General features: G+C 67.3%; 8 protein-coding genes. All 8 read left to right on the top strand.

All coding sequences use genetic code 11. The annotated features are described in order from the left end of the window. The first annotated feature begins 425 nt into the window (after positions 1–425). Positions 426–914: a hypothetical protein gene (locus QZY06_RS07375; protein WP_295682270.1), complete on the top strand. Its 489-nt coding sequence runs from the start codon at positions 426–428 to the stop codon at positions 912–914. A gap of 40 nt (positions 915–954) precedes the next feature. After that, a complete protein-coding gene (locus tag QZY06_RS07370) occupies positions 955–1,443 on the top strand; it encodes a hypothetical protein (protein WP_295682267.1) in 489 nt (162 codons plus the stop codon). Further along, on the top strand, positions 1,440–5,936 hold the full coding sequence (gene bcsA / locus QZY06_RS07365; protein WP_295682265.1) for a UDP-forming cellulose synthase catalytic subunit: 4,497 nt from the start codon (positions 1,440–1,442) through the stop codon (positions 5,934–5,936). Before QZY06_RS07370 ends, bcsA begins: the two co-directional genes overlap by 4 nt. Before the next feature lie 5 nt (positions 5,937–5,941). Further along, on the top strand, positions 5,942–7,054 hold the full coding sequence (gene bcsZ / locus QZY06_RS07360; protein WP_295682263.1) for a cellulose synthase complex periplasmic endoglucanase BcsZ: 1,113 nt from the start codon (positions 5,942–5,944) through the stop codon (positions 7,052–7,054). Between the two features lie 68 nt (positions 7,055–7,122). Then, a complete protein-coding gene (locus QZY06_RS07355; protein ID WP_295682260.1) occupies positions 7,123–11,169 on the top strand; it encodes a cellulose synthase subunit BcsC-related outer membrane protein in 4,047 nt (1,348 codons plus the stop codon). 16 nt (positions 11,170–11,185) lie between these two features. Beyond that, on the top strand, positions 11,186–11,587 hold the full coding sequence (locus QZY06_RS07350; protein WP_295682258.1) for a hypothetical protein: 402 nt from the start codon (positions 11,186–11,188) through the stop codon (positions 11,585–11,587). Between the two features lie 22 nt (positions 11,588–11,609). Then, positions 11,610–11,765 carry a hypothetical protein gene (locus QZY06_RS07345; RefSeq protein WP_295682256.1) on the top strand — a complete coding sequence of 52 codons (156 nt, stop codon included), beginning with the start codon at positions 11,610–11,612 and terminating at the stop codon, positions 11,763–11,765. A 12-nt stretch (positions 11,766–11,777) separates the two neighbouring features. Next, the coding region (locus QZY06_RS07340; RefSeq protein WP_295682253.1) for a hypothetical protein at positions 11,778–12,199 on the top strand (422 nt) is incomplete at its 3' end.

Here is a 12,199-nt window from a genome sequence, read left to right as displayed (position 1 = left end):
GATTTTTCAAGGGCTTCCGAAGGCAATGGACGTTCGTTAAATCGAAATATCGGCGCTCGCGTCGCCTTGATGCACTGCGGCAAACCGTTGATACAGAAAAGTTCCTTGTCCGGTTTTCGGGGCCGGGCTCGTCTGAACCTTTGAATCGTCAATTGATATTGCGGACACATGACTTCTGTCGAACCACTTTCAAACCGTGAAGATCGGCGTGCTGGTCGTGACCACCAGCGGGTCGCCTGGTCTTTTCCGGCACCTTCGGCAGGCGCATTAACAGCTGGATACAAGCGGCACCATAGCTGGCATTCTCCTTGTGTGACCGAGTCGTCATTCGGCGTAGGTCTTGCAGGAAGCCCACAGTCCATTCTCAGGTGTGTCGTTGTCGGACACGCCGGAATGTTGTTGCGCGAGTGAAGGAAGCCAGTTGAATGGAAATGCAAAGTGTTCAGGAAGCCGAACAGTTCTTCGGCCAGACCCGCCCGCGGATCACGGCGGTGCTGCCGGTGCTCAAGGCGATTGCCCTGGAACTGCACGGCCATGTCGGGGAAGAACAGCTGCGTTCGCTGTTCCACGCCGCCGGGGTGCGCCTCGGCGAGACCTATCCGGTCGAGAAGATCGAACGTCTCGGCGAGCTTGAACAGCTGGCGCGCGAGTGGCTGGCGGTCAACGACTGGGGCTGGTTGAAGATCGAGCATCACGACGATGCCGTCGACTTCATCCACGGCGATTCGCCGCTCGAAGCCTGGTTCGGCAAAGCCGGCCTGGCCTGGTCCTCGTCGTTGTTCGAAGGTCTGTACGCGACCTGGATCCGCCAGCTCGGCGCCGACGATCGCCTGCAGCTGCGCCAGATCCGTCTCACCGATCGTCCGCCGGGCGAATTGCGCTACCGACTGACCCACGAAAGCCGCTTCCAGTAAGCGCGCCGCCCGCAAGAACCGTGTCCGAGAAATACAGATCATGAGCTCAGCCCCGAATACCCCGCCCGAAGATGATGTCCAGCGCTTGCTGAAGCAGATGAACATGGCGGCGTTCCGCTTCAAGAGCTTCGATCGCACTGACAATCACGAAGATGGCGCGGCCTACGATGCCGCTGCTCCGGTCGAAGCGGCTGAAGTGGTCGAAGCACCTGTGGCGCCGCGCCAGCCGCCGGTTCCGCCGCCACCGCTGGTGGCGGCTGCTCCGGCGAAGGCGGCTCGCCCGACCGTCACGCAGCAGCAGGTGCGTGATGCAGCACCCGTAGATGAAGCCTTCGGTCGCCTGATCCGCCAGACGGAACCACGCGCCAAGCGCGCGCCGATGTTACGGCTCGACCTGCCGGTGCTACCGCGGATCGCGGAACTGACGCCGGTAGCCAGCGGCGAACTGATGCTGACCGATGTGCTGAACCGTCTCTATCGTCTGGGGGCCTCGAAAGTCAGTCTGATCCGCCAGCGGGGTGATGCGTGACCTCAGCGAAGCACGATCGCGACGCCGGAAGCCTGCTCCGCACCGCGATCCTGATGCTGTGCCTGCCGGTCATCGCGGCGGCGCTCTGGGGTTTTGCAGCAACACCGATGACGCTTTACTGGCAGCTGATCGCCGGCACGCTGGCGGTGCTGGTGGCGCTGATGCTGCGCAGCCGCTCCCATGCTGTGCTGCTGGTGATGATGGGCCTGTCGGTCGCGTTCTCGACCCGCTACCTGTACTGGCGCTACACCGAAACCTTGCCGATCGGTGAAGGCCATACCGGCTTCGATCTGTTCCTGGCCAGCGGCCTGCTCGCCGCCGAAACCTACGCTTACCTGATCCTGGTGCTCGGCTACTTCCAGGTCATGTGGCCGCTGCATCGGAAGCCGATTCCGCTGCCGGAAAACAGCGATCTGTGGCCGATGGTCGATGTCTACATTCCCACCTACAACGAACCGCTGTCGGTGGTGAGGCCGACCGTGCTCGCCGCCCTGGAAATTGACTGGCCGCAGGACAGGATCAAGATCTATCTGCTCGATGACGGTCGGCGTCCGGAGTTGGCGGCCTTCGCCAAGCAGGTCGGGGCAATCCACATGACCCGCCCCGACAACAACCACGCCAAGGCCGGCAACATCAATCACGCGCTGGGCAAGACCAAGGGCGAGTTCATCGCGATCTTCGATTGCGACCACATTCCCACCCGGTCCTTCCTGCAGATGACCCTGGGCACGCTGCTCAGCGATCCGCGCATGGCGCTGGTGCAGACGCCGCATCACTTCTTCTCGCCCGATCCCTTCGAGCGCAACCTGCGCACCTTCCGCAAGGTGCCCAACGAAGGTGAGCTGTTCTACGGCCTGCTGCAGGACGGTAACGACCTGTGGAACGCCACCTTCTTCTGCGGCTCCTGCGCGGTGATCCGGCGCACGGCGATCGAGCAGATCGGCGGCATTGCCGTGGAAACGGTCACCGAGGACGCCCACACCGCGCTGCGCATGCATCAGCGCGGCTGGAGCTCGGCCTACATCAATATCCCGCAGGCCGCTGGCCTGGCCACCGAATCGCTGTCGGCGCATATCGGTCAGCGCATCCGCTGGGCGCGCGGCATGGCGCAGATCTTCCGGATCGACAATCCGCTGATCGCCAAGGGCCTGAGCTTCGGCCAGCGGCTGTGCTACTCGAACGCGATGGCGCATTTCTTCTACGGCATTCCTCGGCTGATCTTCCTGACCAGCCCGATGGCCTTCCTGATCTTCGGCGCCCAGATCATCAAGGCTGAAGCGCTGATGATCGTCGTCTACGCGCTGCCCCATCTGGCGCTCGCGGTGCTGACCAATTCGCGTGTCCAGGGCAAGCACCGCCATTCCTGGTGGGCCGAGGTCTACGAGACGGTTTTGGCCACCTTCATCATCCTGCCGACCACGCTGGCGCTGATCAATCCGAAGCTCGGCAAGTTCAACGTCACCGCCAAGGGCGGCATCGTCGATCGCGACTACTTCGACGGCGACATCGCCAAGCCCTACTACTTCCTGTACCTGCTGAACGTCGTCGGCATCGCGATCGGTTGCGTGCGCCTGTTCTTCGCCGACATGGAGCTGACCAACACGGTCTGGCTGAACATGGCCTGGGCGGCCTACAACCTGATCATCCTCGGTGCGGCGCTGAGCGTGGCCGGCGAGCGCCGGCAGTTGCGCCGCACGGTGCGCGTTGAAGACGAACTCACGGCTGCGGTGCGCAAGCCGGGCACCCGCAAGGTCGTGCAGACCACGACCTTCGACATCTCCACCGGTGGACTGGCGCTGCTGCCGACGCCTGAGCTGAACGACTACGTGATCGGCGATCCGATCGAAGTGGCCCTGGAATCGCCGGGCCGCCGCCTTTGGCTGCCGGGCATCGTGCGCCGTTGCGATCAAGAGTTTCTGACGTTGGAATTCGACAAGATGAGTGTTGCCCAGGAATCGAGCCTGACCCAGTCCATGTTCGGCCGAGCCGATGCCTGGATGGACTGGCGCGATCGCGAAGTACGTGACAAGCCGCTGAAAGCGATGGCGATGATCTTTCGCATCTCGATGATCGGCTCGGCCAACTTCTGGCGCTGGGCGGGTCAGCAGACCCTGTCGAAGATCGGCATGGGGCGCGATGCGCCGTCGCCAGGTGCCTCGCTGGTGCTGGCCGCGGTCCTGCTCGCCGGGCTCGGCAACAGCGGCCAGGCTCAGGCGCAAGGGCCGGCCGCGGCGCCCGTGCAGCCCGAGGTGCAGCAGCCCGCAGCTCCCGGGACTGCGGCCGCTGCGGCGGCTGCCGCCAGCGCGGCACCGAAGGCTATCGTCGATCCGTTTGCGGTCACCGCGGCGACCAAGCCGGCCTCCGATCGCGCGGTGCATGAAACCACCCGCGTGCTGACCTTCGCCGAACTCGGCGTCGGCTTTCCGATGCGTCTGTCGACGGTGTTCGCGCAGGCCAGCGTCGCCGTGCCGCTGCGACGCGATCAAGTGGTCACCGCCGCCAAGCTGCATCTGAAGTACGCCCATTCGCCGTCGCTGGTCGGACGCTTTTCCAGCCTCACGGCGCTGGTCAACGACGAGGTCGTCGATACCTTTCTGCTCGACCCCTCGACCGCCGCTCGCGGCGAGCGGGTGATCGACATCAATCCGGCGCTGTTCCTGGAGTTCAACCAGATCCGCTTCGATGGCGTGATGCACTACGTCGACACCGAGCGCGAATGCGAAGACCCGACCCACAGCAGCCTGTGGAGCCTGATCAGCAACCAGTCGACCCTGGAACTGACCCTGGCCGCGCTGCCGCAGCCGCCGAACCTGTCGCGCCTGCCGCGGCCGTTCTTCGAGCCGAACGATCCGCGCCGCCTGCGTCTGCCGATCGCTTTCGCCGCACGGCCGGGCAGCGATGCGATGACCGCCGCCGCGATCACCGCCAGCTGGTTCGGCGCGCTGGCCGATTATCGCGGTGCCGAGTTCCCGGTCAGCTACGGCAATGTGCTGCCCCGTGGTCATGCCGTGGTGCTGCGCAGCGGCAAGGACTTCGAAGCCCAGCTCGGGCCGGTGCCGAACGGCGTGCAGCTGCGCGTGATCGACCATCCGGATGATCCGGGCGCCAAGCTGCTGGTGCTCGAATCCTCCGACGATGCCGGCCTGGTTCGCGCGGCGCAGGCGCTGAGCCTGGGCATGGCCTCGCTCGATGGCGCAGTGGCGCCGATTCTCGAACTGGCGCTGCCGCCGGTGCCGCCGCGCGGTACCGCGCCGCGCTGGCTCGATCCGGAATTCCCGGCCACGCTCGGCAAGCTGGCCAGCGGGCCGACCAGCGTCCGTGGCCTGACGCCAGGGCCGATCAGCTACGACTTCCGGTTGCCGCCCGATGTCTGGTTCTACGACGCTGCCGGCGCCCAAATCGATGTCAGCTATCGCTATGCGCCGATCACCGCACCGGGCGCGACGCTGAGCACCCTGCTCAACGGCGACTTCGTCGCCTCGTCGATCCTGGCCAAGGCCGGTGGTGGTGGTGCCGCGACCGGCGACGCCCGCATCGAACCCGATCGTGCCCGGATCAGCATTCCGGCCGGTCGCATCGTGTCCAACAACCGGCTGAGCTTCCAGTACCAGTTCCGGCGCATCGCCGCGAAGCCCTGCGAATCGTTCCAGGCCGATGCACTCGGCGGTTCGGTGGACCCGGAGTCGACGATCAGCTTCGCCAGCCACGGCCGCTATGCGCGCTGGCCGGATCTCGGCCGCTTCCGGGACGCAGGCCTGCCGTTCTCGTTGCAGTCGGATTTCAGCGAGACGGTGATGCTGCTGCCCGATACCGTCGATGAGGACGCCTTGTCTGCGGCGCTGATGGTGGCCGGCCACTTCGGCCAGATCACCGGTTCGCCGGCACTGCGCATCCTGGTCGACACCATCGGCAACGGTGCCAGCCCTGGCGATCGCGATGTGCTGATGATCGGCCGCCAGCTGCAGCTCAACATGCCGGAAAACTGGCTGAATACTCTGCCGCTGGTGCTGACCCCGGACAGTGTCAGCCTGAAGCCGGTGGGCGCGGTCGACAGCCTGCAGGCCTGGGCTTCCGGACGCGATATCGCCGGCGCCCGCGCCTATGCCGGCCGCGAGCTGACCGGCAGCAGCGGCGAGCTGGGCCTGATCATCGGTGCGGGTTCGCCTTACGGCTCGCAGTCCGCCGTCTGGCTGACCGCAGGCTCGAAAGTGACTCTGCTCAGCGTCGCCGAAACCCTGATCGATCCGGCGCGCCGGCAATTCGTGGTCGGCGATGTTTCGCTGCTGCGTGGCGGCCTGGTCAGCGGCTACCAGCTCGGCGATCAATGGGGCGTCGGCCAACTGCCTTGGCATCGCGAGTTCCGCAACTGGCTGGCCGCCCGTCCCTGGCTGATGACGCCGCTGGCGCTGGTCTTCGCGGTGCTCGCCACCCTGCTGCTCTACGGTTCGCTGAGCCGGCGCGCGACGCGACGCCTGAAGGCTGGCGGCGGATGAGGACCATGGTCTCGCGCCGATACCTGCTGAAGGCCGGTGTCGGCTTCGGCCTGTCGTTGAACGTGGCCGGCGCGGTGGCGGCAGAGTCCTGGCCGGCCTGGGAGCAGTTCGCCGCCGGCTACATCCGCGACGACGGCCGAGTCGTCGACTGGACCGATCACGCCCGCAGTACTTCGGAAGGGCAGTCCTATGCGCTGTTCTTCGCACTGGTGGCCGGCGATCGGCCGCGCTTCGAACAGGTACTGAACTGGGCGCGCGCCAATCTCGCCGATGGCAGCCTGAAGACCAGCCTGCCGGCCTGGCACTGGGGTCAGATCAGTGAAACCGGCTGGGGCGTCGTCGATCCGAATTCGGCTTCCGATGCCGATCTGTGGATCGCCTACACCCTGCTGCAGGCCGCTCGACTGTGGAAGCGTGACGACTACCACGCTGAAGCCCATGCGCTGCTGGGGCTGATCGAAACCCGGGAAGTGCGCCGCGCCGGCCCGCTGACCCTGCTGCTGCCCGGCCCTGCCGGGTTCGAGACCGAAGCCGGCATCCGCCTCAATCCGAGTTATCTGCCGCCGTTCCTGATCAAGCATCTGATCTCGGTGCGGCCGAAAGGCCCCTGGCAGGCGGTGCTCAACAGCTATCTGAAACTGCTGCCGGCGCTGACCCCCGGCGGCCGCATTCCGGACTGGTTCATGCTCACCGCCGACGGGCCGCGGCTCGATACGGTCAGCGATGGCCGTGGCAGTTACGACGCGATCCGCAACTATCTCTGGGCCGGTTTCGGCGCCGGTAGCGTGCCGGAAACGCGCGCGCTGCTGACCGCGCTGACGCCCTATCTGTCGCTGCTGCGCGGCATCGGCCGAACGCCCGAGGCCTGGTATCCGGACGGCCGCGCACCGGCCGGCATCGGCCCGCCGGGTTTCGATGCCGCCTTGCTGCCTTTTCTCGCTGCCGCCGGTGCAGACGAGCTCGCCGCCCAGGCCCGCGAGCGCCTGGCGCGTGCCCGGATCGGCGATCTGCTCGGCTCGCCGGCCCGTTATTACGACCAGGTACTCGCGCTGTTCGGCGAAGGTCACGATCAGAAACGATTCCGCTTTGGCCAAGATGGCCGCCTGGAGCTGCCATGAAGCCGTTGCGCCCGCTGTCCCGCCCGTTGCCCCGTTCGTTGCCGCGATCCCTGATCTGCGTCGTCCCGATGGTTCTCGCAGCCGCCGCAGGCAGCTTGCCGGCCCAGAGTCAGGCGCAAGCCGAGACCAAGCCCCAGGCCAAGCCCGATGCGGCGGCGATCAGCGCGCTGGCTGAACAAGGGCGCTATTGGGAAGGCCGCGAGCAGTACGGTCGTGCCCGCGAAGCCTGGCAGCGCGTGGTCGATGCCGATCCCGGCAATGTCGAAGCGCTGAGCCGCCTGGTCGGCCTGGCAACGCGCGAGAACGACAGCCCGGGCGCCAAGCGCTATCTCGATCGCCTGCGTACGGTCGCGCCGGGTTCGGCGGCCTTGAAGCAGGCGGAAGGCGTGGTCGCTGGCGGCAACGGCCCCGGCCGCGCCGGTCAGGGCAGCCCCGATGCCGCCGCCTTGGCGCGTGCTCGCGCCGCCGCTGCGAGCCAGGATTATCCGACCGCGCTGGCAGCCTATCGCGAAGCCTTTGGTGGTGAACCCACCGGCGGCTCGAACGCGATGGAGTACTACCAGACGCTTGGTGCCACCGAGGCGGGCTGGGCGCCGGCAGAGCGCTGGCTGCGCAGCAATGCCGCGAACAATCCCAAGGATTCCGCCGCCGCGCTGGCACTGGCCCAGCACCTGACGTACCGCGAAAAGACCCGCCGCGAAGGTATTGACAAGCTCGCTGCGCTGAGCGCCCATCCAATGGTCGGCCTGCAGGCCCGCAAGTCCCAGCGTCAGGCGCTGATCTGGCTCGAAGGCCAACCCGCCGATGCCGGCCGCTATCGTGCCTGGCTGGCTACCGACGATCAGGACGCCGAAATCCGCGCCAAGCTCGACGGCCTGGCCAGCGCCCAGCGCGCCGATGCCGGCGCCGCTTACGGCGCGCGCATCAACGGTCTGTTCAAGCAGGCCGATGGCGGCGATATCGCCGGTGCCGAAGCCGGCTTCACCAGCATCCTCAAGACCAGCCCCGGCAACGCCGACGCGCTTGGCGGCATGGGCGTGATCCGCCTGCGCCAGCAACGCTACGAGGAATCGAAAAACTATCTCGAGAAAGCTCGCGCCGCATCGCCCGGAACGGCAGGACGCTGGCGTGAAGCGCTGACCTCGGCGAACTTCTGGTCGCGGGTGCAGGCCGCCGAAAAAGCCCGTCTGGCCGGCGACTACGTGGCCGCCGACAGCGCCTACGCATCGGCGCTCGCCGCACCACCGTCGGAAGTGCCGGACTCGGTACGCCTGGCCCATGCCGATGTGCTGCTCAATCGCGGCAAGGATCGCGAAGCCGAAGCGATCGCCCGCAGCGCTCTGAAGCGCAATGACCAGAACGCCGATGCGCTCGCCGTGCTGCTCACCGTGCTGAGCCGCAGCGGTCGCGATGCCGAAGCGCTGGAACTGGCGCGGAAAGCGCCGGCCAAGCTGCAGCCGCAGGTGGCGAACCTGCGTGGCGAGCAGTTGCGTCGCCGCGCCAAGCAGGCCCGCGATGCGGGCGATCTCGCCGGCAGCGAGCGCCTGCTCAACGATGCCCTGCTCGAACAGCCGACCAATCCCTGGATCCGTCTCGATCTGTCCGAGGTCTACCGCAAGCAGAATCGCCGCGCCGAAGCCGCGACCCTGCTCGACGGCCTGGCCTCGAGCCACGGCAGCAACCGCGACGTGCGCCTGGCCCAAGCCTATTTCGACGCCGAACAGCAGGACTGGGCCGGCGTGCTCAATCGCCTGGAACGCTTCACCGCCGCCGAGCGCACAGACGACGCCATCGCCCTGCAGCGCCGCGCCTGGGTGCAGTACCAGCTCGAACGGGCACGCATCGCGCTGCGCCGCAGCCGGCCGGGCGATGCCCACCGCATCCTCACCGATACCGACATCGCCGCCGGTGGCGATCCCGAATTGCTGTCGGCCCTGGCCAGCGGCTGGGCGGAACTGCAGGACCCGGCGCGCGCGGTGGCCTACATGCGCCGGGCGATGGGCCAAGGAACAGGAGACAGCCGCGGCGCGACACCGGCGTTGCGCGCGCAATACGCCGCGCTGCTGCTCAGCGCCGGCCAGGATGCCGAGTTCGAAGTGGTCGCCGCCGATCTCGCTGCGCGCAAGGATCTCGATCCTGCCGGCCAGGCCGCGCTCGATCAGCTGGTGATCGGCTATCGGGTCAAGCTCGCCGATCGCGCCCGCACCGAACACCGCTATCCGGAGGCTTACCTGCAGTTGCGCGATGCCGTGGCCCGCTATCCGGCCAACGTGCAGGTGCAGATGGCACTGGCCCGGCTGCTGACCGATGCCCGCGACATCGACGCCGCTGCTTCGATCTACCAGAGCCTGGCCCAGCGCGAGCCGGACGACATCGATATCCGCCTCGGCCTGGTCGATACGCTTCTGGCCGGTGATCGCAGGGTTGCGGCGACTCGCGAGATCGATCGCGGCCTGTCGCTCGATGCTGCCAATCCGCGCTGGTGGCGCGCCTCCGGCCGGCTTGCCGAGCAGGAAAACCGCAAGGGTGCGGCGCTCAAGGCCTATCGCCGTGCCGAGGAACTGGAACGCGAATCGCCGGCCGAGCAGCCAGCGCCGCAACTGGCCTGGATCGATCCGCGCCAGCCCGGCGTGAGCTTGCCGGCGCCGGTCGCCGAATTGCTGGCCGAGACTTCGCCGGACGCGCCGGGTCCGCTGGCGCCGCGGGCAACGGGCGTTGCCGCAGCACCGGCCGTGCAGTCGGCAGTCGGCCGGGGCCTTGCGCCGGCTGCGCCATCAGCACCCGCCGTGCAGGGCGCGGCCGTTGGCCTGCGGCCGAGCAATGCCCTCACCGGCGATGGCGTCGGCCCCTGGCAAGCGGCGCAGGTTGGCCAGCCGCTGTGGCTGAAGCTCAGCGAACCGGCGGCGCCCAAGGCGAAGCCGGGTGCCGATGCGGCCGAGGTCTATCCGATCGACCCGGGCCCGATCGCGCGGCTGGAGTCGTCGACCAGCGGCTGGGTCGGCGGCGAAACGGCGATTCGTTCGCGCAAGGGCGAGGGCGGTCTGTCGCAGCTGTTCGATCTGGAAACACCGGTCACCCTGAATCTGCCGGAAACCAGCTTCGGCCAGGGCTCGCTGACCGCCACACCGGTCTACATCGACAGCGGTACCGCCAGCGGCACGCGTCTGTTGCGGATTGGCGCCGGCGCCCTGGTCGGCGGCACCGACACCGGCACCCGCGATGCCGGCGGCGTCGCCTTCGGGCTCGGCTACAAGCTCGGCGATTTCCGCGCCGACATCGGCGTGACGCCGATCGGCTTCGAAGTCGAGCGCCTGGTCGGCGGCTTGTCCTGGCGCTACAGCCCGGATGATCTGCGCCTTGGCGTCGATGTCTCGCGGCGCGCGGTCAGCGAAAGTCTGCTCGCCTACGCCGGCGCCAAGGACCCGCTGCTCGGCCGCACGTTCGGCGGCGTGGCGCGCACCGGTGGCCGGGTCGACCTGGCCTACGACACCGGCCGCTTCGGTCTCTACGGCTACGGCGGCTATTACAGTTATGACGGCCGCAATGTCGAAACCAATGCTTCGCTGCTCGGTGGCGCCGGCGTTTTCGGCCGCACCGCGCTGGCTGCCAATCATGGCCTGACCTACGGCCTGAACCTGACCGTGTTCAGCTTCGACGATAACCGCCGCTTCTACACCTTCGGCCACGGCGGCTATTTCAGTCCGCAGCTGTTCACGGCAGTGACGGTGCCAGTGCAGTGGGCCGGTGTCGCCGGGCCGCTGAGCTGGAACCTGAGCGCCGCCTTCGGCGTGCAGAGCTTCCGCGAGGACGGCGCGCCGTACTACCCCGGTTTCGATGCGCTGCAGGCCGAGCTGGAACGGGTCGTCGCGCTGAATCCGCAGTCGACCCAGGCCACCGGCTATGCCGCCCAGCGCAGCACCGGGCTTGGCTACACGGCGAAGGCGCTCAGCGAATACCGGATCGCGCCGCGCCTGACGGTCGGCGGCCTGTTCTCGATCGACAACGCCCGCAACTTCCGCGAGCTGCAGGCGCACGGCTATCTGCGCTGGTACTTCTCGCCGCAGCCGCCGGAAGCCACCGATCCGGCGCCGATCCTGCCGTTCTACCAGTACTGACGACATGACCCAGCCCATGATCAGACTCCGTCATCTGCTGCTCGCCGCCGGCTGCGCCCTGCCGTTTTTCGCAAACGCTGCCGATGCGCCAGCGCCGTTACTCAGCGCCAGCCCGAACAGCGCCGAGCTGATGCTGAAGACGCTCGAAGACCGGCTCGGCGGCAATCCCTTCGATCCGGTGTCGATGAACAACCTCGCGGTGATCCGGCTCAAGGAAAACAACCCTTATGCCGCCGCCGAACTGCTCGCCCGGGCTCACCAGCTCGATCCCGACAACACGGTGATCACCGCCAACAACACAAACCTCGGCAAGTGGATCGAGGCGCGCGCCAAGGCCGAGCGCAAGCCGGCCGAGCCGCTCGACGATCCCAGCCAGCCGTTCCCGCCCGAGCCGCCGCCGCTGTGGCCGTCGCGCTGAAGTCATGTTCCGAGAATTCCTGATGAAACCAGCTGCTCTGCTGTTCCCGCTGCTTGCAGCATTCGCGACGGTTGCCGGCTGCACCTCGCAGGTCGATGACATCCAGGTGCCCGATCTGACTTCGCCGGCCGACCAGCTGCCGGTCGGCGTGTTCGTCGGCCGCACCACGTTCCAGTAGACGCCGGCCGAAGTGGCAGGCACCGCGCTGATCGAGCCAGGCGGCCGGATGACGGTGATCGGCGACCAGGGCGAATTCCTCGCTTCGGGCCTGTATCAGACCGTGGGCAGCGGCATCAATGCCCAGCTGCGCTTTCATCTGCCGAACCTGCGCGATGCCGCTGGCCAGCCGCTGACGCCGCCGACGACCGGTGATTTCATCGGCACCTTCATGGCGCAGGACAGTTTCACCGGCACCTACGTGCGCAACGATGGCGAAGCCGGCTCGATGAACTTCGTCTACGACGTGCAAAGCGCCACGCCGGCCGACCTGACCACCCTGGTCGGCACCTGGGCGACGCCGGATGCCTTCGGCGACAGCGTCGTCAGCTTCACCTTCGTCAACGGCGGCGGCTTCAGCGGCCTGGACGCCAACGGCTGCCGCTACATCAACGC

The sequence above is a fragment of the uncultured Nevskia sp. genome (assembly GCF_903885465.1).
Classification (GTDB): Bacteria; Pseudomonadota; Gammaproteobacteria; order Nevskiales; family Nevskiaceae; genus Nevskia.
Note: the sequence above shows the minus strand (reverse complement) of the source record. Positions and strands in the feature narration are given on the sequence as shown.